This window comes from Parapedobacter indicus, assembly GCF_900113765.1.
In the GTDB taxonomy this organism is placed as follows: Bacteria; Bacteroidota; Bacteroidia; order Sphingobacteriales; family Sphingobacteriaceae; genus Parapedobacter; species Parapedobacter indicus.
Genome location: NZ_FOQO01000018.1, coordinates 1 through 21684, shown reverse-complemented (window position 1 = coordinate 21684; position 21684 = coordinate 1). Strand labels below are relative to the sequence as shown.

19 protein-coding genes are annotated in these 21684 nt (G+C 52.2%); 11 read left to right on the top strand and 8 right to left on the bottom strand.

Translation table 11 applies throughout. The features are described from left to right. Nucleotides 1-18 precede the first annotated feature (18 nt). From BMZ56_RS25050 to BMZ56_RS25040, 3 genes are all read right to left on the bottom strand, one after another. Entirely contained in the window at nt 19-384 is a 366-nt protein-coding gene (locus BMZ56_RS25050; RefSeq protein WP_090632562.1) for a hypothetical protein, read from the bottom strand. Nucleotides 385-537: 153 nt separating this feature from the next. Continuing rightward, nucleotides 538-1080, bottom strand: coding sequence for a MauE/DoxX family redox-associated membrane protein (locus tag BMZ56_RS25045; RefSeq protein ID WP_143073031.1), 543 nt, complete (start codon nt 1078-1080; stop codon nt 538-540). Between the two features lie 113 nt (nt 1081-1193). Further along, the gene (locus BMZ56_RS25040) at nt 1194-1778 is read right to left on the bottom strand and encodes a Crp/Fnr family transcriptional regulator (RefSeq protein ID WP_143073030.1); all 585 of its coding nucleotides are present in this window, start codon (nt 1776-1778) and stop codon (nt 1194-1196) included. 503 nt (nt 1779-2281) lie between these two features. Between BMZ56_RS25040 and BMZ56_RS25035 the strand changes: the two genes are divergently transcribed. From BMZ56_RS25035 to BMZ56_RS25010, 6 genes are all read left to right on the top strand, one after another. Continuing rightward, on the top strand, nt 2282-3241 hold the full coding sequence (locus BMZ56_RS25035; RefSeq protein ID WP_090632555.1) for an LpxL/LpxP family acyltransferase: 960 nt from the start codon (nt 2282-2284) through the stop codon (nt 3239-3241). Nucleotides 3242-3310: 69 nt separating this feature from the next. Beyond that, complete coding sequence (locus BMZ56_RS25030; RefSeq protein ID WP_090632553.1) at nt 3311-4381, top strand: sensor histidine kinase; 1071 nt, start codon at nt 3311-3313, stop codon at nt 4379-4381. A 30-nt stretch (nt 4382-4411) separates the two neighbouring features. Further along, nucleotides 4412-5227, top strand: coding sequence for a LytR/AlgR family response regulator transcription factor (locus tag BMZ56_RS25025; RefSeq protein ID WP_090632550.1), 816 nt, complete (start codon nt 4412-4414; stop codon nt 5225-5227). 30 nt (nt 5228-5257) lie between these two features. Further along, the gene (locus BMZ56_RS25020) at nt 5258-5575 is read left to right on the top strand and encodes a restriction endonuclease subunit S domain-containing protein (protein ID WP_090632549.1); all 318 of its coding nucleotides are present in this window, start codon (nt 5258-5260) and stop codon (nt 5573-5575) included. A 154-nt stretch (nt 5576-5729) separates the two neighbouring features. Beyond that, nucleotides 5730-6830 (top strand): NADH:flavin oxidoreductase, encoded by a 1101-nt coding sequence (locus BMZ56_RS25015; RefSeq protein WP_090632546.1) that lies wholly within the window; start codon nt 5730-5732, stop codon nt 6828-6830. Nucleotides 6831-7100: 270 nt separating this feature from the next. Continuing rightward, nucleotides 7101-7412, top strand: coding sequence for a nucleotidyltransferase family protein (locus tag BMZ56_RS25010; protein ID WP_090632545.1), 312 nt, complete (start codon nt 7101-7103; stop codon nt 7410-7412). Here the strand turns inward: BMZ56_RS25010 and BMZ56_RS26220 are convergent. The 3 genes from BMZ56_RS26220 to BMZ56_RS24995 all read right to left on the bottom strand — a co-directional run bounded on the left by BMZ56_RS26220 (nt 7364) and on the right by BMZ56_RS24995 (nt 8203). Further along, complete coding sequence (locus BMZ56_RS26220) at nt 7364-7588, bottom strand: addiction module protein (protein WP_177195304.1); 225 nt, start codon at nt 7586-7588, stop codon at nt 7364-7366. The genes BMZ56_RS25010 and BMZ56_RS26220 overlap by 49 nt on opposite strands. A gap of 148 nt (nt 7589-7736) precedes the next feature. Beyond that, entirely contained in the window at nt 7737-8009 is a 273-nt protein-coding gene (locus BMZ56_RS25000; RefSeq protein WP_090632539.1) for a type II toxin-antitoxin system YafQ family toxin, read from the bottom strand. Continuing rightward, nucleotides 8009-8203, bottom strand: coding sequence for a hypothetical protein (locus BMZ56_RS24995; protein ID WP_143073028.1), 195 nt, complete (start codon nt 8201-8203; stop codon nt 8009-8011). The genes BMZ56_RS25000 and BMZ56_RS24995 overlap by 1 nt, the downstream gene beginning before the upstream one ends. A gap of 572 nt (nt 8204-8775) precedes the next feature. Between BMZ56_RS24995 and BMZ56_RS24990 the strand changes: the two genes are divergently transcribed. After that, a complete protein-coding gene (locus tag BMZ56_RS24990) occupies nt 8776-9417 on the top strand; it encodes a DUF6266 family protein (protein WP_090632535.1) in 642 nt (213 codons plus the stop codon). An 81-nt stretch (nt 9418-9498) separates the two neighbouring features. Further along, nucleotides 9499-10056: a DUF6266 family protein gene (locus BMZ56_RS24985; RefSeq protein ID WP_090632533.1), complete on the top strand. Its 558-nt coding sequence runs from the start codon at nt 9499-9501 to the stop codon at nt 10054-10056. Between the two features lie 363 nt (nt 10057-10419). Here the strand turns inward: BMZ56_RS24985 and BMZ56_RS24980 are convergent, their stop codons facing one another. Next, a complete protein-coding gene (locus BMZ56_RS24980; protein ID WP_090632531.1) occupies nt 10420-11079 on the bottom strand; it encodes a hypothetical protein in 660 nt (219 codons plus the stop codon). 10 nt (nt 11080-11089) lie between these two features. Beyond that, nucleotides 11090-11704 (bottom strand): papain-like cysteine protease family protein, encoded by a 615-nt coding sequence (locus BMZ56_RS24975; RefSeq protein WP_090632529.1) that lies wholly within the window; start codon nt 11702-11704, stop codon nt 11090-11092. A 225-nt stretch (nt 11705-11929) separates the two neighbouring features. On the opposite strand from BMZ56_RS24975, the gene BMZ56_RS24970 reads away from it, so the two are divergent. From BMZ56_RS24970 to BMZ56_RS24960, 3 genes are all read left to right on the top strand, one after another. Next, nucleotides 11930-12466, top strand: a complete 537-nt coding sequence (locus BMZ56_RS24970) for a YceI family protein (RefSeq protein ID WP_090632527.1) — start codon at nt 11930-11932, stop codon at nt 12464-12466. 263 nt (nt 12467-12729) lie between these two features. Further along, complete coding sequence (locus tag BMZ56_RS24965) at nt 12730-12939, top strand: helix-turn-helix transcriptional regulator (protein WP_090632525.1); 210 nt, start codon at nt 12730-12732, stop codon at nt 12937-12939. A 302-nt stretch (nt 12940-13241) separates the two neighbouring features. Next, the gene (locus tag BMZ56_RS24960) at nt 13242-21455 is read left to right on the top strand and encodes an MBG domain-containing protein (protein ID WP_143073027.1); all 8214 of its coding nucleotides are present in this window, start codon (nt 13242-13244) and stop codon (nt 21453-21455) included. Nucleotides 21456-21684: the final 229 nt, after the last annotated feature.

The window sequence follows — 21684 nt, the reverse complement described above, 5'->3', positions numbered from 1 at the left end:
TACTTGCTACATCGGAGATTAAGGAGTTTCCTCGCTCCAAGCAAGATCTTCACCAACCTCAATCGTCGCATCATCCTGTGCGGCTTTCAAGGTACTTGGCATGGAAGAAGTGCCATCGAATTCAAGAAACGCGGCACACGCGATGTCTTGAGGATTCTCCACATCGCAATCACCTTCCGGATCTTCCTCTAAGTGTGACTCGATTGCCAGGTTTTCTGGTCGGTTCGGGTTTGGATCGCTTTCATTTACATAAGAAAGCGAATACCAGCCATCCTCAAACGTCTGGTTCGCGGCAAACTTAAACGCCGAAAATCCAATAAATGTGGCTACCAAGGCCAACATGAAAAAATACTGCTTAATATAAGTTATTGCTTTACTAGCCATAACAGGAACTTTTTTCTAACACATCGAAAAAAGGGTACCAAAAATGTTTAAATGAATAACAAATGAATGAACTTCCGGTCACTGACGTGGAGATTCCGGTCACGTGCTTCCGCCTATCGCCTCGTGACGAGCGGAGACAAAGTACAGTAGAAACTAGGCCCTACGCCGGAACAAGGCAAACTTGCGAGGGAATCGCAGGCGGAGCATCACCAAGCGATAAAACCGACGGATGCCAACCGCACGTTTTGCGAAGAAAAGGCGTACAGCTTTCCGGTACGAATGCCGCCGCCCGGTGCGGGCGCGTGTAAACCAAATGCCGAGAATGGAAAGGAGGAAAAAGACGACATTGAACCATAGATGGTCCTCCCAGCTTAAGCCGCTGATAACCGACCCGCAGCCACAGGGGCGCTTTTCGTACCAGCCCAGTACGCCAAAAAGTATAAAGAGGGTGAAGCCAAGCATCAGCACACCCGAAAGCCACATCCCTTGGTGATTGCGTTGCCGGTTATTCCGCCAGGCAATCAGGACGGCGGCCAGCAGTTCCAGCAAGGGCAACAACCAGAACAAGATATCGGCCCACCAATCGGGAATCGGCTGCCGCAGCAGGACGCTGTGGAATCCTTTCAGATCCCACAGCTTGTCCGCTGCTACCGGAACCCACAGCACTACCAAAGTTAAACGGACTATAAAAATCAAACCTTTTGTGATATGCCTTTTTGCGATATGTTTTCTATGCTTGTTCATATCACAAAGGACGGTCAAAAGGGGAGGGTACACCTGCTTCTGGAGAAGCAAGTTTTATGGATATTTTAGATATCCCGGTTTGCCCGCGTAATCGTTACCCGCGAAATATTCAAATAATCTGCTTGCTCCTGTTGCGAAGTGACAAGCCGTAGCGGTTTCATGTAATCATCCCTTACAAATTCGATATACCGTTCCCGTTCGTCTTTGATCAGCATCAACCGGTTCTTGGCTCGGTACTGTTTCAGCTTCTTCTGCTCCATGACATCCACCAAAGTGTCTGCCTCGCGGCACGATTCTTTATAGGTCCGCAACGCATCCGCCGGAATGCGGATAACCGTACTGCGCCGCAAAGCCGCGACAAAGTAATACACGTGTTTGTCCGTATACAGGTTGCGCGTGGTTAGCACATTGTCATCTGGTAGCAGCAAGCGGTCGATACGCCGATGGCCGTCTAAGTCCCACCACACCGTGGCCAGCAGGCCATCGCATATAAAGTACAGGTAATCCTGATTGCGGCCGTCGTCATCCGGCTCAAACAACCGTGTACTCCGTTTCAATTCGATCACCCGGGTAAACGTGTGAAGCCATTCGCGATGTGAGGTGTCTAGTGGGCAGTAACGGGCCCAGTAGCTGAGGAGTTGTCTTTTCATATGTTTGGTTATAAGTAACTGAATGCCAATTTTATAATAAAAAATATAAGAAAAAAATGGCCTGGCACAACGGTCATCCCAACAGGTGAAGTGCCATTTGCTACGGGTGAAATGCTTCTTTCTAATTAGAGGCAGGGTCAAAAAGGTGTTTGACTCGAGTATTCGGCTTTATACCTTTCAAAACGACGTGGTAACGATTTTTCTTCCAAATTCGATGGCGATATCATAAATGCTTCATTGGCCAAGTACGAAGTCGGAAGTGCCCGGTCCGGGTCTGGGCAGATGGTTTCATTGTTTAGGACAATCGTATGGACATTACATCGTTGATGGATGTGCTCGAAACAATAGCAGAGCAACCCATATCCTTTTCAGAGTTGATCGAGCAATATCATTTGCCGAAAACCAAGTGTGACGTGGTATTCCCGTAGTCCACACCATGCGGGTAGCGTCCAACCGCTACCCGCCTTTTTGAATCTTTTTTTAACCTCTTTTTTAACCCAATTATGAATACACAGATAACCAATCTTACTGCTTTTACTTTTTTCAGTGCCAACCTCTCCAAGTTGCTTCCCAAGATATCGTTATCCGATCACCCCGCCTACTTCAGCGAAACCGGCCGTTACCACAAAATGGCCCACGACAGGCGGAAAGATGAGAACGCGTTGAAGAGCCTGCGAAGTGTGAAACCGATAAGTGGTACCCGGAATGAACCGGGAGTGATTGCCACATTCCATATCGGCGCCTACAAATTATTGCCGCTATGGCTCGCCAGTTGTGGTATCCCGCTCACGCTCCTGGTATCAGCAGACATAGCCGCCCGTGAACGTGAATCATACCGGAAGCTGTCGCTACGATTCGGCGCCGAAGGACAACCCCCAGCCGAAATTCTGGAAGCAGAGGACCCAATGGTGATCCGTAAGATGATCCGGTCCATCGGCAGGGGAAATTGGGTACTCATTTTTCTGGATGGAAATGAGGGCGTAGCAAACAAACAGTCAGCCGACGGACGAACGGACCTGTTGATCGATTTCCTGGCGCATAAACTCCGTGTAAAGACAGGGGTAGCGGAGCTCGCTTTCTTGGCACGGTGTCCCATCTACCCATTGGCACTGCTGTTTGATGAACAGCTCAACCCGAAGCCGATGAGCCTGCCACCGGTGGGTGTTCCGGAAGGATCCCGACTGGACGCAACGCGCAGGATCATGGAAACCCTTTACGGGTGGCTGGCTACGATGATCGATCAATGCCCGGCCCAATGGGAGGGTTGGTTTTACGTACACCATGATCTGCAGCATCGGGATGGGGTAGATCATTGGACACTTCTGCAGCAATTTCTGCCGTTTTCGGTGCACGGTCACCGCTTCCTGCTGCATCGCGAAACCTACGGTGCATACCCGGCTTCAGACCGGGCGTTCCGGAAATTATGTGAGTTTTATAGCCAGCATGTGCTCAGAAATGGCTAACTTACGCGGTTCGTAAGCCTTCAACTAACCGGCTTCAATATCCAATTCTGGTAACCAAACACATGACCCATGAACGGATTGAAACCTGAAAAAATGCGTATTTACGGCTATCACGTTTTGTTTTGGCTGTTGTATAGCGTGTATTTCTATGGGATAAACAAACTCGATAACAGTAATTTTTCGGCGTATTGGCTCGTAGTGTACGTTCCGGGGTTTTTGCTGATTTTTTACAGCGTATACGGGATCCTTTGGGCGAATTTTGCACAACGGTTTACGTGGCGTGGGGTTGTTTACTTGGCACTGTTCTATTTCATCTTCGCGCTGCTGGCCACATTAATCACTTTTGCCGTATTGCCCGGTACGTCGCTGGATCTGACCGCTGAAGCATGGAAAGCGCATTCTTTTTCCGGATTTCTGCAAACCCTGATCGTGCTGTTGAGCAATTACAGCGTATTTGCGGTAGCCTATTTCTGGTTGCGCCGAAGCATTGCGAATGCGCAGGCAAAACAGGCGGAGGCGGAGCAAAAAGCTCACGCGCTGCAGCAGTTGCTGGACAGCGAGTTGGAAAAACAGCAGCTGGAGTACCGATCGCTTTCCCAGCAGGTATCTCCGCACTTTTTGGCCAATCTGGTGAGTTCCTGGCAGGGCCAACTCGGAACTGCGCATGAAGGGTTGGCAGCATCCATGGAAAACATGCACGCCCTGATGGTTTACCACATGGAGGCAAAGGAACAGGAACACGTAGTCGTGTCGTTGCGCCGGGAAGTGGGCTTTTTGCGGGTGTATACGGAGCTGATCCGCCAACCTGCCCGTCCCCTATACGTAGAGTGGGAGGTGGCCGAAGAGATAGCAGGTTACAACATCCCGCCCACTGCCCTGATTACCCTTTTGGAGAATGCATGTAAATACGGCGTCACGAATGACCCGGCAAATCCGGTCCGCCTGTGCCTAACCCTAGAGCGGAAGGTGATGCGGTTCTCCTGCCGAAACCGGATACGCGAGGAGCCCAACGGTGAATCGCATGGCGTAGGGCTGGCCAACCTCAGGCGTCGGCTGCAAATTAAATACGATCAACGCGCAAGCTTACAGACCTTTCGAGAGGGTAAGGACTTTGTCGCGCAACTGACCATTGCTTATTAATTCCATAACCATACACAAACAAATTTTATCATGAAAAGAAAATTGACATTAATCGTAGTGGATGATGACCAGGCGGCCATCAGCCGGATGAGGGTACTACTTGCGCAGTTCGTAGACCTGGTGGTGAAAGCCACCTTTACCGACCCGAAAAGCGCGTTGGATTACCTGGCTAAAAACCACGTGGACTTCGTATTGCTAGATATGGAAATGCCCCTGATAAATGGAAAGGCATTCATATTGCAGATGCCGAAGGAGATCAAAGTGCTGCTCTGTACCGGTCATCGTGAGTATGCAACCGATGGCTTCGATCTGGGTGTGGTGGATTTTTTGTTGAAACCCGTGGGGTTGGAACGGTTGGCCATAGGCATCGATCGGATGAAAAAGGCAATAGAATTGCCAACGGATGGCAAAAAGCAGCAGGAAAGTAATTATTATTATTTCATGCTGAAAGGGCCCAAGAAGCACATGCGGACGAAAGTCGATTTTGACGAACTGGTGTACGTAGAAGCGTACAAAGATGGCAGCCGTTTTTTCCTGAGCGGCAAAATGACAGCGGAAATAGACCGGAAGCTTACATTGAAAAAGGCGGGTAGACATGATGAGCGCGCGGGCGCCTATTCCGGAAATCCCGGACGAGAGAAACTCTATGAACTGGAACAGATTTTTAATGGTACTTCGTTTATGCGTATGCACCGGAGTTTTATTCTTAACATGGACTACCTTGACGAATATAGCAACGGTAAGGTGACACTGACGGGGCTGCCCGGAATTCAACTGCCTACCGGCGACCGGAAAAACTATCCGGATTTCTTTGATCGACTAGATAACCATAATTTACCTGAATAGTAACAGGGACCGCCTAGAAAACATTTACTAATGAAAACGTATTCCCAACAGACGGGACGGCTACCGCATTGTGCGTGCTGCCGTGCCTATGTGCTCTTATACCCCGATATTAAACGTATCCGTGCGGATCAGCAGGAAATCCTTAACCGTATCCTCGATAAGTTGGAAGCCGAAACCGAATACCTCACCGCCGAGCAGACCATGGAGCGCGTAGGCATCAGCGAAAGCACGCTGTTGCGCTGCCAGCATCGTGGCAAGATCACGGTGGCCAAGATCGCACACCGCAAAAAGTACTTCCGCGACTGCGATGTGGAGCGCTTGCGGAGAGAATATTGGGGTAGGGAGTAGCGCGCATTTGCACATTTGGAATGCATTCTGTCACCGTTATGACATGCCCGGTCATCTATCGGTAAAAGTAGGTTGATTTCGAAGGAGCAGCTAGGATTTCGGAAAAAGCCAATTTATTTTTGCGGCTCATTTTTGATCACTAGTTTAAAACGCGATGAATATAGAGCAACTTTTTCAACCTTTTACTCTCAAATCCCTGCATATTCCAAATCGTATCGTCATGGCGCCGATGACGCGTTCGTTTTCGCCAGGCGGAGTACCTACCGATGAGGTTGCTGCCTATTACGCCCGCCGCGCGAAGGGTGGGGTAGGTCTTATCCTGTCCGAAGGTACGGTCATCGACCGTCCCGCTTCGTCCAACGATGCCAATATCCCACGTTTCCATGGTGAGCAGCCCTTAGCCGGTTGGCAGAAAGTTATCAACGGGGTGCACGCTTCCGGCGGAAGCATGGGCCCCCAGATCTGGCACATGGGCATCATGGAAAACCACGCGTCGGGTTGGCTACCTGGGGCACCGTTTGAAGGCCCTTCTCCGTTTAAAAGCGCGGACTTTCAAAATGGACAGGCCATGAGCGAAGCCGATATCGCAGATACCATCCGTGCATTCGGTCAGGCGGCAGCCGATGCGAAGGCGCTGGGTTTCGACTGTGTGGAACTCCATGGTGCCCATACGTATCTTATCGACCAGTTTTTCTGGGAAGTAACCAACAACCGGTCCGACGGATACGGCGGAAAGACGCTATTGGAACGGAGTCGGTTTGCCATTGAAGTGATCCGGGAAGTGCGCAAGCGAGTAGGCGATGATTTCGCCATCATTCTCCGCTTATCGCAATGGAAAGGGTCGAACTATGGAAATAAACTGGCTAAGACCCCGCAGGAAATGGAGCAGTGGCTTACCGCATTAGCGGATGCCGGGGTCGATATATTCCACTGTTCACAGCGCCGCTTCTGGGAGCCCGAGTTTGAAGGCACTGACCTCAACTTTGCCGGTTGGGCAAAGAAACTTACGGGGCGTGCAAGCATTACCGTAGGTTCCGTTGGCCTGTCCGGTGAGTTTCTGGCGGCCTTCCGGGGAGAGTCTTCCAACCCGGCCAGCCTGGATGAATTGCTGCGCCGCTATGACCGGGGTGATTTTGATCTGGTAGCCGTAGGCCGTGCTATCTTGGCCGATCCGGAATGGGTACACAAAGTGCGACAGCAGCGTACCGGCGAGTTAGTGGGCTTTGCCCGGGAAGCACTGGGGCAATTAATTTAAGTTTTTTATACGCTGGCCGCTTTCTCCTGCCTTTCTTTTGAGTTTCTCCCGCCATTCTCCTGCCGTAATGTAAGCGGTAGCTATGCCGTATCCGTCTGGTGGCTATCAATTTAACAGATACAGGTTAGATGAACCGTATTCCCCGCATAGCAAATGGCAGGAAATGGGTAGGAGAAAGGGTGGGATTAAGGTGGTTATTCAGCCGAACTGGATTCGTAACGGTGTCGTTTTGATTTGTACGCGAGGTAATTATTTAGTAAGTTTGCTTATATGGAAAGCGTGGTTCAGAGTAAAGAAGCAATACTGTCATTGCTGCAGATGAAGCGAAATGAGATTCGTCGCTTTGGCGTATCTAAGTTAAGTCTTTTTGGGTCTTTTTTGACAGATCGTTTCCATGCGGATAGCGACGTTGATTTTTTGGTGGAGTTTCACCCCAACATGAAAACATACGATCATTTTATGGAGTTGTCTTTTTTTCTTGAAGATTTACTAGGTCGCAGGGTTGAGCTTGTTACCCCGCAGTCACTCAGCCCTTATATTGGCCCCCATATCCTGAAAGAAGCGCAACATGTCGCCCTCTGATACTGCTTTCTGATCCGTAATTCGGCCTTTACCTCATTCCAACTTACAAAAGGCATTTCTCCTTCTGCGTGAAGCGCCATACGGTGATCTAACTCATCTAATTGAGCTGCGAACAGCGGAACTTCTTCTTTTTTCTCAGCAACACTCAAACCTAATATCTCTGCAAGTTGAACCATAATGATAATCGCAATGACACAAAAACTTAAACAGATCATCTCATATACCGTAACCAGTTTTAGCCCATTATAGACAAGACCTAGGAGACGCCAGCGAAGCGTCGCGGATTCATGACACCGCACGCGGAATGTCAAGAAATGGGTAGACTCAAAATAAATCGCTATGTGTGCCTGTTCTTGTCAACGTGATGAGCCTTATGGCTTCATCCTGTTCCCAAACTAATAGCCAATCGGATTGGATATGGCATTCCCAGAATCCTTTATAATTACCTGTCAATTTGTGAGGTTTGTTTTTTTGCGGAAGTGAGCCTTTTTCAACCAAATGAGTGACGACTTCATCGAGAAGTCGCATATCCAAACCACGTTTTTTAGCAAGTTTTATATCCTTTTTGAACTTTCCTGTCTGTTCAAGCTGATACATTACGAATAAAGTTCTTTTCTGAAATCCTCAAGAGAAATCTTGGTCGCTTTACCCGATTTGACCTCTTTTATTGCTTTTTCAGTATCTTTATTATAGCGAGGTTCTTCAAGCTCTATAAAAGGAAGTGTTTTAAGGTATTCATAAAATACCTTTGCCTGTTTGCTTCGCTTGTCTATTTTGATTGTGATTTCCATATCCGCATGCATTAACGATACCCTCCAAAAGTACAAAAAAATAAATTATCAAATATCTATAGGGGATATTCAAATATTTCCCAAATCAGTTTTTACAACCGTTACAGACACGACCTAGGATGGGGTCGCAGTTAGAAATCCCAACGAATACTGTAACGCTCCGTTATTCACTCATTGCTTGCTTTTCAACGGCGTTCATGAGCTCACTTCGTTCGGTTTGGTCACGCCACTAGGTTTCTTTTGGGCTTTCTAAGCTGCTTGGGTGGAAGGGAATTTCGCCATTCCCCCATTCCCCAACCGGTTTTAGACCGTTACAGACACGACCTAGGAGACGCCAGCGAAGTGCAGCGGATCCCAGTCGTGGAGTAACGGACTAAAACCCATAACCCCTTCACTTCCCCGTCAATTTCCCGATAACTCCCCGTCACATCCCCGTCAACCGTATCCTGTATCTAGTTTTCTGATTTACAGCATACTATGTTTGCCTTCATGAAGCAACGCATACCGGTATTGCAGAGTTGTGGATGGAGTTGAAAATAAAGTAAAATTTAAAAGTAAAAAGGAGACCAGAAATGGGAGTAATCAGAAGAGGAGCCAACGGAGGCTTCAAAGGAAAAGCAGGCAGTGTGATCGGCAGCAGCTGGAAGAGCATCGACTACATCAAAGGACTGTACAAGAAACGCACGAAGCCGGCCACGGAAGAACAGCTGATGCAGCAGGCCAAGTTTACCTTGTTGATGCGGTTTCTGTTGCCGCTGAAGGTGTTTATCCGGATCGGCTACGGCCAGCGAAAAACGGACACGCATACGCCGATGAATGTGGCGTTCCAGGAAAACCTCGACCGCACGATTGCGGGCGACTATCCAGACTACACGCTGGATTATAGCCAGGTGCGTATTGCGGAAGGGTACAGTGGCGGTACCACCGAATCGGCCACTGCGGTAGATGGAGTACTGACGGTGACGTGGGATACGGTGCAGAATACGATGTATGAGCAAAAGGAAGATGACCTGATGTACATCGTACTGTACCATCCGGGCATCGACCAGTTTCTTACCGCGCCCACGCCTCCTCAGCGTGCCGACGGAACGGTAGACATCACCTTGCCCAACCATTTCCAGACCGGTCAGGGCCATGTATGGCTCTTTACGGCCGACCGGAAAGGGCGCAACGTGTCGCGGAGCGTATACCTCGGGGAGGTAGCGCTGGCGTAAAGCAGTAAACGAAGAAGCGATCCACCCACCTCGGGGGCGGGTCGCTTCTTTTAGTTGATGAACAGGTAAATGAGAAATAGCATGAACGTAATATCCAATAGCGAACGGAAGAAAAGCAACGAGGTAGATGGCCGCCTGATTATCCAACAGCGCTTCAAGCTGGCGAGCGAGTTTTTAGCGCCGGTGCGCAAACTGATCCAGCGCGGCTTCGCCACCCAGAAGAAAGGCAAAACGCCATTTGGCAGAGCCATGTCGTATGTGTTGCTCCGTGCAATAGCGGGCGATTATCCGGATCAATACATAGACCCAGCCGCCGTACGGCTCAGTGAAGGTGTGCTGCGGAATCCCATCCGGACGGAGGTGACACGCGAGGGACGTAGGGTCACCGTTGAAGTAGCGTCGCTGGCAGACGACCCTGAAGGTGCGAATGAAGCCTGGGACGATCGCCTCATCCTCTGCGCTTATAGTCCCGAACTACGCGTTGCGGGCATCAACGAGGAGAAAAGATTGCGCGAAGATGGCAGTGTAGCGCTCGAATTGCCACCACTGCTGGAAGATAAGCCGGTGCACCTGTACCTAATGGTGCACGACCGCAAGGAGCGGAAATGGTCGAATAGCAAATATTTGGGGGAGTTTTAGTTGGAAACCAAACTCATCCGGGCAACGACCGGTTCGAGGAATTGGAGCCGAAGCCTTAATTCCTCCGTAAGCAGCTTAGTAAGTCCATGAGGAACCTAGTGACGTGACCAAACCGAACGAAGTGAGCTCATGAACGCCGTTGAAAAGCAAGCAATGAGTGAATAACGGAGCGTTACAGTTCCGGTGGACTTGCTAACTGCGACCCCGTCCCAGTTGCGTTGCGCAACCAAAGCGCGACCAGAACGATCACCGAAAAAAAAGAAATGAAAACAGACAATTGTAGCGGGTGGGTAGGAGGCGGTAGGTCAGCGCTAAAGAAGGCCGCCTAAAAACAGATAGCTGAGGCGGCCTTTCTTTAGTTTATCAACGTTCCAGGTTACCTTTCGTGAAATCATCCCCAAATTCCCGTTGCAATTGTACGCGGTAGCCATCCAGTATTCGCAGCAATTCCGGCCATGCATAGCGCCTGTCCGCGCTGAGCTTCGCATCTGCGTAATCGGCAATGGGGACATAGCTGACGCGTCCGTTTTCAGTTAGCTCAACAAAGCTCAATTCCAATCCGGGTACCTCCACCAAACGGGTCACCCCACTGTGTCGGCTGGTTGCCTGTACGAATTTCTTCATGCCAATGGTGCTTTGTATCCAGACATCTCCGGCGCGTTCCACACTGATGCCTATTTTCGTAGCATCACCATTGCCCAATCCATACCAGTACCCATCATCGTTTTGAATGCGTGTGGTATCGCCCAGCCGTTCGAGCTGTAGGTACGAGATCGGTACCGCCAGCTTGGTAGTCAGCTGCTGGATCTCCTCATCTGAGGCCAGTCCGAATACCTTACGCTGATTTTCGTTGAGCAGCAGGTGCAAGTGCTCCTGCGTTTGTTTGAGTGCCTCTTCGGGGCTCTTGTAAGCGTTTGGCTGGGGTTTCATATCGTCGTCTTGGGGCTTCCGGCCGTCGTTGCATTGGCAACCGTTGAGGGCCAGCGTGCACCCCAATATAAGGGCTATTAATTGTGTTTTCATGGGGGATTGCTTAATTGTTATCAATGAATTGATAGAGCGTTTTGCGGTGCACGCGGCCCGGCCCGGATGTGTTGGCGTACGTTTCGTACGAAATTAAATCGTCGCTGCCTTCGCACGGTGACCAGGGGTCTGATAGAGCCACCCAGCGCTGGCCGCCGACGTCTACATAGCCATAGATTACCCGTACATGGCCCACACCACCGCCGGATGCACCGTCACCGAATACCAAGGGTTTTTTGCGGCAATAGATTTCTTTGCGGAGCGCATCCCATGTCAGTGGATCATTGGCCTGTGTGACGGTATAACCGAGGGACTCGATGGCACCACGGGTATTACCGGGTGTATTGCAGTTATCGGTCTTCGGGCACGGGGCGTCGCCCTCAGGGGTGCAGCAGTCCGTCCGGCCTAATTGTGCATTAGCCAGCGCACATTGAGTGATGCTGTGTCCAAAATAAGCGTGGATCATCTGCGAGCAGGCGATCCAGCACCAATTACTGGTTTCCTGCGGCCGTATCGGTACCGAGACAGAGCCGAGATTCTGGCAGTCGCCGGGGCACTTGCAACAACCGGCCACCGTGAGCACGGTGATGGCTGCCAAAAGCATAAATTGATTGGTACGTTTCATAATGGTTCATCTTTAGTGATTGTCTTACCTATTGAAGCAAAGGTAGTTAGGGCTGGGTGCGACGGCAATACCCATAATGGTGTATTTAGGCTTGATTTTACTCCACCCCTCATGCGATTAGAAATCCCAAAGGCAGAAAATGAAAACAGATAATAAAGCCGTCGAACTTCGGCCGAATGATTGACCGTTTAGCTACATTTGCTTTCACTAAATATCGTGAAGAAAATGAAAAAGAAAATCCTGTATTCCGGCGCTATCTGTTTATTGCTGCTTTCGGCATTTACCTCGGCCTATTTTGTTGGGTGGCAGGTAAAGGAAGACGACTACGCGGTGAAGTTCAGCACCAAGGGGGCTTCGGGCACATTAAAAGGCCTGAAAGGCACCATCGATTTTGACAGCGTAAACCTAGCGAATTCCAAATTTGATGTCACCGTGGATGTGAACACGATCAGCACCGGCATCGGACTCAAAAACCGGCATGCCATGGCGGCGGATTTCCTGGATGCAGAAAAATATCCCACCATCCGCTTTGCCTCCAATACGGTTACACCTACGGAAAAAGGTTTTGTAGCTAACGGCAACCTAACCATCAAAGACGTTACCCGGGAGATTGCCATTCCGTTTACGTTTGATGGGGCGGGCGATGAAGGGGTATTCCGCGGCCAGTTCGAATTGAACAGAAGCGATTACAACCTCGAGAAAAAGCGCATAGGCGAAGTCATCGCGATAGAGCTGGTCGTGCCGGTTATTAAATTGCAATAACTGTCCTGGATCTACATGGTGAAAATATTCAGATAGAAGACGGTATCTACGATATCGAACTTGATGTGACCGACGAGGCAAAGCCTCGCTATACTGTTACGAAGAAGGAATAGCGGCGAAAGGCAAACGCCTCAGTGCGGCAGGTTGTTTCGGATCAACCCATATAGCCAGGTACCCAGCACGGCTCCGAAGATGACCACCAGGATCGCCGTTTACATACCGCGGCCAAGGGGCTAGAATGGTATACCGCATAGCGCACGGTAATGAAAAATACAATTAAGGTAGAACGCGCTAAATTCAAAATTACACAGGCCGAGCTGGCCGATCGTGTAAACATCTCTAAGCAAACCATCAACTCCATCGAAATCGGAAAATTTGTCCCCTCTACGGTGCTGGCCCTGAAGATCGCCAACGTATTCGATACCACAGTAGACGCAATATTTGCACTGGAAGCTGATGATTGGCGGCCCTGACGCTACAGCATGCGGCACGCTAGATGCCGACGGCACGACTAATATCAATCGTAGTAAAAAAATGAAAAACTACCCGTTTGGGTAGGGCAATTTCTATCGAAAATAAGTTACTTTGTAGCAGATACCAAAAACATCATCATGAAAAGACAGCTACCAACTGATTACAATTACCGTTTTAGTGTATACGGGACCGATTATTAGTCATTCCATCTTATTCGATTATTCAAGGCTTCAGTATAGCTACCGAAGTCCGCTACTGGACCAGCGATAGCTTTGCCAAGTCTCCTTCCTAACTACTTGAAATGAGAAAACTTCTACCAATCCTTTGTCTTTTTTTGCTGTTAACCAACTTACGAACGCAAGCGCAGGTGCAACCGGGCGATCTTGCTTTTACGTCGTTCAATTTCAATTCGGATTTTGTATATACCATGAGCAACAATCCGAACGGTACGTGGTCTTTCGTTGTACTGAAAGACCTATCCGCTGGAACGGTGCTCTTCTTTACCAACACCGGCTGGAATGCTGATGAAGCAGCGTTCCTGCCTCGCGTAGCCGATACAGATCCAGTGATTTCGCTGACCCTCTCGTCGACCCTTACCGCAGGAACGGTGGTCACGTGGAAAGAAACAATCAATTCCAATGTGATCGCAACAGGTGCATTTGATGCACTGGGTTTGGACGGTACTACGGCTTTCCCGAGATCAACCGCTTACAACGACAAAGGGATGATCTTGCGCAAAGAATCTTCGTCCATCCGGGCCGACCGCGGCGATCAGATATTGTGTTATACCACACCTGACAACACTTGGGACAATGCGACCCGGACATTTATAGCCGCCATAAACGTGAACCGCACGGATCCGGAGGACGATTTGGGTAACCGCGCTGCAGTTGACGCGGTCACTGGTTGGCATGCCACCCCCGAAAATGATTTTGACTTTTCCTCGGTACCCGCGGGGCTGACCAATGGTGTGAATTGCCTTTCGGTGGAGCTGCCTGGTGCTGCGGAAACCTATTCGGGATACCGCTATATTGGCACGACGACAGGCGACGCCGCAACCCTGCGTGCGGCAATCAACGACCGGGCCAACTGGATGAATTCCGGCACGACCGCATTGCCTGCAAATTTAGCGCCGGTCGCCGCGAGTTTTACGGTTTCGGCTGGCAGCGGTACCGAAGCGGAATTCTGGTTTGACGATTTTGAAGATTCGGTAAATCCCAGTAGCGGTACGCGCGCACCATCTAATCAAGGCGGAACAGGCACGCCGCATACCGCTTATTTCAAGCGGACGAATAACAGTGAGATCGATTTGGCAACCATTTCCGATGGTGATTATTCCGGCTTTGAAGGCTCATGGTTTTGGGCGGGGGAGGATCACGATGCTGTGTTTGGGGCAGGCAATGCAGAACAGCAGATCGAGTGGACGGGAATTGATATTAGCGGTAAAACGGATATATCGTTTAAAGGATCGTTTGCGGCGCAGAGTACCAATCCGGCCTGGGAAAGCACAGCTTTTGACTATTCGCATGATGATTATGTGCTTGTTGAGTACAGCATTGATGGAGCCCCCTATCAGACGTTGATCGATTTCCGCGCGAATACAGGACAGGAGCCCGAAGCGGGCATACTGAACACCTACAAGCAATTGGCAGAGGACACTAATGGCGATAAAATTGGAGAGGGCACCGTGTTGACTAAAGCCTTCAACGAATTTTCGAAGTCAATTCCGGGAACGGGCAGCACCCTTTCGCTACGTATCCGCGCCTACTCAAATAACACGTTTAACGAAGAATGGGCCATCGACAATTTCAGGCTGCTTACGGCAGATGCGGGTCCACCGCCGCCCATCATCACTTCTGCCAACTACGACGCCAGTACTGGAACACTAGTGGTGACCGGTACGGATTTCGTAGCCTTAAGCGGAAGCGACAACGATATCGATGTCGACAAGCTGACGGTCACCGGTGAGGGCGGTGCAACGTACACATTGACCAGCAACGACGTGGAAATCACCGACGCGACGTCGTTTACGGTCGTGTTGAATAGTACCGATCATGAAGCGGTAAACCAACGCTTCAATAAAAATGGTACAACCTCCACGGGAGGGACGGCGTATAACTTGGCTGCCGCGGAAGACTGGGCTGCTGGAGTGGATCCGTCAACGAATGTGGCAGACCTGACCGGCAACGGAGTTACCGTGAGTAACGTGGCGGTACCGACCATCACTTCTGCCAACTACGACGCTGGTACTGGAACACTGTTGGTGACCGGTACGGGATTCCTGTCGCTGGCCGGCGCCAACAACGACATCGTGGCCAACAAGTTTACGTTTACGGGCGAAGGCGGTACTACCTATACACTAACGGATACCCAAAATGAAGAAATCAGTAGTTGGACATCATTTATGCTGATACTGAGCGCTACGGACAAGGCTGGGTTGCTTGCGCTGTTAAATAAAGACGGCACATCTGCGGAAGATGGTACGACATACAATCTGGCCGCAGCGGAAGACTGGGCTGCGGGTGCGCATGCAGCCATGGTGACGGCCGATCTCACCGGAAATGGCATAACCGTAGCTAATGTGCCGGTAGCACCCACGGTAACTACTTCAGCGGCATCAGCTGTTGTAGCAACAAGCGCTACACTGGGCGGCGATGTCACAGCTGATGGCGGCGCTGCCGTGACTGCACGGGGCATCGTATGGAATTTGACAGGCGATCCGACGACGGCCGACCCGAACGTACCGGCTGCTGCCGGTGGAACCGGCGTATTTAATCGTACTGTCGGACTGCCGGCCGGCAGGACGATATTCGTCAGGGCGTATGCCACCAACACGCAAGGCACGGCCTACGGCAATGAAATCGAGCTGATTACACCTGCGGCAACGCCGCCCGGCAATGCACTGGCATTTAACGGCAGCCAGTACATCACCATCGATGCGTCGGGCAGTGCCGCAACGGATTTCGGGGGAAATTCCTCGTTTACGATTGAAGCGTGGATAAAACCCGATAATTTTACGGGTAACCCGACGATCTTCGGGCATAAAAACGGGGGTACACCTACGGCTGGATATGCCCTCTTCCTGCTCGGTGATGGCCGGCTATACCTGGAGGGAACGGGTAGCGGAAAGGGAAGCGAGGCCGCTGTAGAAACGGGAAAATGGAACCACGTGGCCGTGGCATTCGAATACAGTGGTACCGGGAATGTCGGGCAAGCTGCCTTTTACATCAACGGAGAGGAAGCTGGCGGTGGCGGCGAAATGAGCGTTGCTTCAACCGGTGTTTCCGGTCGCATTGGTGCGTTTAGCAGTGGCCAGCAGCCGTTTCGCGGCGATATCGATGAGGTGAAAATTTGGAACGCGGTGCGGACACAGGAGCAGATTGCTGCGGGGGTCACCTCGGTTACGCCAGCTTCATCATCCGGTTTGGTGCTGTGTTATAACGTTGATCAAGGCGTGCCTGAAGGAACGAATACGGCGTTGAATACACTATATGACCAAACTTCTAACGGGTTTCAGGGCGTGCTGTCAGGCTTTGCGCTAACAGGCACGACAACAAACTGGAAGGACAGTTATGCCATGGTCGTGCCGGTTGCTGCTGCGGCATCCGACACGGACGCCGATGAGTTCACCGCTAACTGGTCGGCACCGGTACACGGTGAGGTGGATAGCTACTTGCTTGACGTAGCTACCGATGCACTGTTTACGGATTTCGTGACTGGGTACCAGGGGAAAGATGTGGGGACAGCCCTTTCGGCTGAAGTGACCGGGCGCGATCTGGAAATCACCTACTATTACCGGGTGCGTGCAACCCACGGCGGTGTGATTGGTGGTGCTTCTCAAACCATCGAGGTACCACCAGCAAGTAAACCGGTAGTTTCGGTGTCGACCACCCCGGTTGATTATCTGCCAGGTGGCCCGGCAGTGGCTGTTGCTCCCGATGCCGTGCTTGCTGACGACGATTCCGACGTGCTTTCGGAGGTGACGGTAACTTTCACGGCAAGACCGGGTGGTACATCGGATTACATGGGGCTTTTTGTACCCCAGGCGAACTATGCCAATGACCATGGAATTTCCTATAACTTTAATACAGCAGGCGGTGTATTGACGCTGTCGGGTACGGCCAGCATCGCCGATTACCAATATGTATTGCGGGGGGCTGCTTATTTGTATACGGGGACTGCTGGTACCGCACCCCGAAATGACCGTACACTTGACATTGTTGCTCAAGACGAAGATGGCATGGAAAGCGAACCGGTCACCGTGACCATCGCGTTTCCGGCTATGGGTCCGGACGATAATAATGTGCTGTACGTGGACAAAAACGTGTCTGGAGGAAATGGTTCGGGCGATAGCTGGGCAAATGCCATTCCCGAATTGGCCGATGCGCTGAAATGGGCCGAGGAAAATAAAGCGGGCTGGACGCCGGCGCAACCGCTTCAGTTGTGGGTGGCAACGGGTATCTATAAGCCGCTGCATGAGGTAGAGGCCAGCGGTGATCCTCGCGATAGGGGCTTTAAGCTGGTGCAAAACGTGCAGCTGTATGGCGGTTTTGATCCGGCTAACGGCATCGCATCGCTTGATGACGACCGGATACTTCCGGACCCGGCTTCAACGAGCAATCAGGGTACCGTGCTTTCGGGCGACTTGGATAATAACGACGTGGCTGATGGGCTCCCCGTGGGCGACAATGCATACCACGTGGTGCTGGCGTTGGGTGTCTCCGGTGGGCCACACCTCGACGAAAACACCGTGCTGGATGGATTCACGATTGCGGGGGGGAAAGCCGACGATGATTCCGAGCTTGATTTTGTTAATGAGGGCTATGCCATAGATCGCAACCAGGGCGGCGGAATGGTTTTCGGTTATGCTTATCCAGCGGTGCGGAACGTGGCGCTCAAGCACAATCAAGCCGAATACGGCGGCGGGGCAGCGGTGCAATGGGCGGATGGCCCGCCCGTAACATTTAACTCGGTTTCTGTTATCGGCAATCAGGCGGCAATTTATGGCGGTGGAATGTATGCTTCGGCGGGATCCATTTACCTGACAGGATCACTACTTGCAGGAAATCATGCGGGCGTTGGCGTCGGCGGATCGGGAATCCACATGTCCACGACTGGCAACTTGCAGCTGACCAACGTGACCCTGACCGATAATACGGGTGGGGCTGGCGGAATTTCCCTATTGGATGATGAGCAGGCTATTTTGCGTAACAGCTTGGTCTGGAATAACAGTATCAGTGGCGCAATTGACGATGCCAGTGCTTACAACATCATCGGCAACGGCAGCACCATGTTTGTAGATGCTGCAAGCAACGATTATCGGCCGGCGGCGGGCAGTACGGCCGTAAACGCAGGTGATCCGGCAATTGACTTGGCGATATTCCCCGGAGGACCGGATGCGGCGATGGACCTATCGGGCGCAGTACGCTTGCAGGGGGGCACGATTGATATCGGTGCCTTAGAGTCGGCCTTTGAAGACCTGGACGATGTGGGTAATGATTCGCCAATAGCGATGACCACCGCCTACGGTTCGGCGCTGGATGAAGTGGCGATCCCTGCGGATTTTACCGTGGAAGTGACACTGACCGATGGAAGCGTCGAGGAAGTGGAGGTTGATCCCGACACGGACAACTGGGTGCTGACGTCCAGTGGAACATACGATGGCGAGGTGGCCGGCACGTACTCGTTTGAGGTGCCGCTGATTCTGCCAGCAACCACGGAGACACCTTGGTTCACCAATACGCAGGAACTAAAAGCGGCGGTAGCCCTTACGGTGAATAAAGGCACGCCATCTTGGTCGGTGGCGGTGGGTGGGGAAACCGCAGCGGAAGGTAGCACGCTAAACCGCACCTACGGAGATGCCGAGCAACTTACCTTTGAGCTGGGCGATTGGGACGGGGATGCGCTGGATATTACTTTTGATGTTACCGAAGGTGAAGAATTGGTAGATATCGGCGGGTTCCCGATGTTACAGGGTATTGGCGTGGGCACCGTGGAAGTGGAGGTAACACTACCGGAAACGGATAATTTTGAAGAAAGCGTGGCTACCTTTACGGTAGAGATTGCGCCGAAAGCCATCACGTTCGTGCCGGTAGCCGACCAGACGAAAGGGTATGGTGCGACCGACCCGGCAGACTATGGGTATGAGTTAGCGCTTGGAAGTGAATTGGTGGATGGGGATGTCTTTGCGGATATCGTATCGGGCACTTCACGTGAAACAGGCGAGGATGTGGGGACGTATGATATTGCTGTTGCTTTTGAAGGGACAAAAGCGGACTACTACGACATCACGTTTGTTACTGACAACAACGCCTTCGCGATCACGCCGGCAACCTTAACGGTAGCAGCGGATGGGGGCCAGGGTAAGGTGTACGGTTCGGCTGAACCGGCACTGACGTATTCGGCCACGGGCTTTGAACTGACGGACGACGAAAGCATCCTGACCGGCGCACTGGAACGTGCTTCGGGTGAGAACGTGGATAGCTACACGATCAATCAGGGTACGCTGGATGCGGGCGGTAACTATACGATCGCGTTTGCGGGTGCGGACTTTGCGATCACGCCGGCAACCTTAACGGTAACAGCGGATGCGGGCCAGGGTAAGGTGTACGGTTCGGCTGAAGCGGCACTGACGTATTCGGCCACGGGCTTTGAACTGACGGACGACGAAAGCATCCTGACCGGCGCACTGGAACGTGCTTCGGGTGAGGACGTGGACAGCTACGCGATCACTCAGGGTACGCTGGATGCGGGCGGTAACTACACGATGGCGTTTGCGGGTGCGGACTTTGCGATCACGCCGGCGACCTTAACCATATCAGCGGATGCGGGCCAGGACAAGGTGTACGGTTCGGCTGAACCGGCGCTTACGTATTCGGCCACGGGCTTTGAACTGATGGACGACGAAAGCATCCTGACCGGCGCGCTTATCCGGGCACCCGGTGAGGACGTGGACAGCTACGCGATCACTCAGGGTACGCTGGATGCGGGCGGTAACTACACGATGGCGTTTGCGGGTGCGGACTTTGCGATCACGCCGGCGACCTTAACCATAGCAGCGGATGCGGGCCAGGGTAAGGTGTACGGTTCGGCTGAACCGGCGCTTACGTATTCGGCCACGGGCTTTGAACTGACGGATGACGAAAGCATCCTGACCGGCGCGCTTATCCGGGCACCCGGTGAGGGCATGGACAACTACGCGATCAATCAGGGTACGCTGGATGCTGGAGGGAACTATACGATCGCCTTTACGGGTGAGGATTTTGTGATCACACAACTTTCGGTAACGGTGACGGCTGATAATGAAACGAAAGTCTTCGGTACGGCTGATCCGGAATTGAGCTACTCGGTAGCACCGGCGTTGGTGGCAGGCGACCGGTTCACGGGTGCGCTTTCGCGGGAACCGGGCGAAGCTGTGGGAAGCTACGGAATTACACAGGGCAGCCTGGCGCTGAGCGATAACTATGCGTTGGCCTTCAACGGCGCAGAACTGGAGATCACCGCCTCGGGGGTATTGGATATCACTTTTGCGGACGGCAGCTTTGTTTATGACGGCACGGCGAAATTCCTTGAAATCGGGCGCGAACTGCCTGAGGGTACGTCCGTAAGCTACCAAAACAACAGCCGCACGGATGCGGGCAGCCAGGAGGTGACGGCTACGGTGAGCGGCGGCAATTACCAAACGCTGGTGCTGACGGCCGTGCTGACCGTCACCCCGGCCGAACGGACGCTGGCCTTCCCGGCGCTGGAAGCGAAAACCTACGGGGACAACGGGTTCAACGGCGGGGCTTCGGCCAGCAGCGGGGAGGAAATCACGTACACAAGCAGCAACCCGGCGGTTGCGGAGATCACGGCAGCCGGACAGATCCGCATCACGGGCGCGGGTGAGGCAACCATCACGGCAACTGTTCCAGAGAACGGGAACTATGTGAACCGCCCGGAGACCCGCCGCACATTGGTGGTAGGCAAGGCCACACAGACGATCAGCTTCAATGCCCCTGCGGAAGTGAACCGTGATGCGGGCACAGTGCAGCTGGATGTAACGGCCAGCAGCGGGCTGCCGGTAAGCCTGACGATCGACGACGAGCAGGTGGCCACGCTCAGCGGCACGGCGTTGAACGTGCTGCGGCTGGGCACGGTGACGATCACGGCCACGCAGGCGGGCGACGTGAACCACGAAGCAGCCGAACCGGTGACGGTGAGGGTACGGGTGGTTGACCCGGCCTCGGACTTTGCGGTGCGGGTACATCCGGCGGTATCGCCGAACGGGGATGGCATCAACGAGTTCCTGATCATTGAAGGGATACGGGACTTCCCGAAGAACCGGGTGCGCGTGATCAACCGCAACGGCACGGTGGTGTGGGAGGCCTCAGGCTACGACAACGACCGGGTGGCATTCCGGGGTATCGGAACGGGGCAGCAGCTGCTTCCTGCGGGCACGTACTTCTACATCGTGGAGATCGGCACAGGCAGCGGTACGGAATACCGGAAAGGTTACTTTGTGCTGCGGTATTAGAGGATAAATACGTAGCAGTAAGTACTTAGACAGCGGATATTAGATAACAGACAAGAAATATCAGATAGCAGACCATGAAACGGAATATAATCAGCTTCCTATTGATTTTGCTGGCGGTGAGCCACCTCCACGGCCAGCAGCCATTAACCCACACCCAGCACGGACAGCTGCGTACGGTGATCAACCCGGCGGCGAGCCTGATGGCCGGCGGCGGTGAGGTGAGTGTGAT

Excerpts from the sequence above, each read along its gene's own strand:
- BMZ56_RS25020 (WP_090632549.1), top strand. The coding sequence starts at position 5,258 with ATGAAAACGTATTCCCAACAGACGGGACGGCTACCGCATTGTGCGTGC.
- BMZ56_RS24965 (WP_090632525.1), top strand. The coding sequence starts at position 12,730 with ATGAAAAATACAATTAAGGTAGAACGCGCTAAATTCAAAATTACACAG.
- BMZ56_RS24975 (WP_090632529.1), bottom strand. The coding sequence starts at position 11,704 with ATGAAACGTACCAATCAATTTATGCTTTTGGCAGCCATCACCGTGCTC.
- BMZ56_RS25025 (WP_090632550.1), top strand. The coding sequence starts at position 4,412 with ATGAAAAGAAAATTGACATTAATCGTAGTGGATGATGACCAGGCGGCC.
- BMZ56_RS24970 (WP_090632527.1), top strand. The coding sequence starts at position 11,930 with ATGAAAAAGAAAATCCTGTATTCCGGCGCTATCTGTTTATTGCTGCTT.
- BMZ56_RS25010 (WP_090632545.1), top strand. The coding sequence starts at position 7,101 with ATGGAAAGCGTGGTTCAGAGTAAAGAAGCAATACTGTCATTGCTGCAG.
- BMZ56_RS24995 (WP_143073028.1), bottom strand. The coding sequence starts at position 8,203 with ATGGAAATCACAATCAAAATAGACAAGCGAAGCAAACAGGCAAAGGTA.
- BMZ56_RS26220 (WP_177195304.1), bottom strand. The coding sequence starts at position 7,588 with ATGGTTCAACTTGCAGAGATATTAGGTTTGAGTGTTGCTGAGAAAAAA.
- BMZ56_RS25050 (WP_090632562.1), bottom strand. The coding sequence starts at position 384 with ATGGCTAGTAAAGCAATAACTTATATTAAGCAGTATTTTTTCATGTTG.
- BMZ56_RS24985 (WP_090632533.1), top strand. The coding sequence starts at position 9,499 with ATGAACGTAATATCCAATAGCGAACGGAAGAAAAGCAACGAGGTAGAT.
- BMZ56_RS25040 (WP_143073030.1), bottom strand. The coding sequence starts at position 1,778 with ATGAAAAGACAACTCCTCAGCTACTGGGCCCGTTACTGCCCACTAGAC.
- BMZ56_RS24980 (WP_090632531.1), bottom strand. The coding sequence starts at position 11,079 with ATGAAAACACAATTAATAGCCCTTATATTGGGGTGCACGCTGGCCCTC.
- BMZ56_RS24990 (WP_090632535.1), top strand. The coding sequence starts at position 8,776 with ATGGGAGTAATCAGAAGAGGAGCCAACGGAGGCTTCAAAGGAAAAGCA.
- BMZ56_RS25015 (WP_090632546.1), top strand. The coding sequence starts at position 5,730 with ATGAATATAGAGCAACTTTTTCAACCTTTTACTCTCAAATCCCTGCAT.
- BMZ56_RS24960 (WP_143073027.1), top strand. The coding sequence starts at position 13,242 with ATGAGAAAACTTCTACCAATCCTTTGTCTTTTTTTGCTGTTAACCAAC.
- BMZ56_RS25030 (WP_090632553.1), top strand. The coding sequence starts at position 3,311 with ATGAACGGATTGAAACCTGAAAAAATGCGTATTTACGGCTATCACGTT.
- BMZ56_RS25000 (WP_090632539.1), bottom strand. The coding sequence starts at position 8,009 with ATGTATCAGCTTGAACAGACAGGAAAGTTCAAAAAGGATATAAAACTT.
- BMZ56_RS25035 (WP_090632555.1), top strand. The coding sequence starts at position 2,282 with ATGAATACACAGATAACCAATCTTACTGCTTTTACTTTTTTCAGTGCC.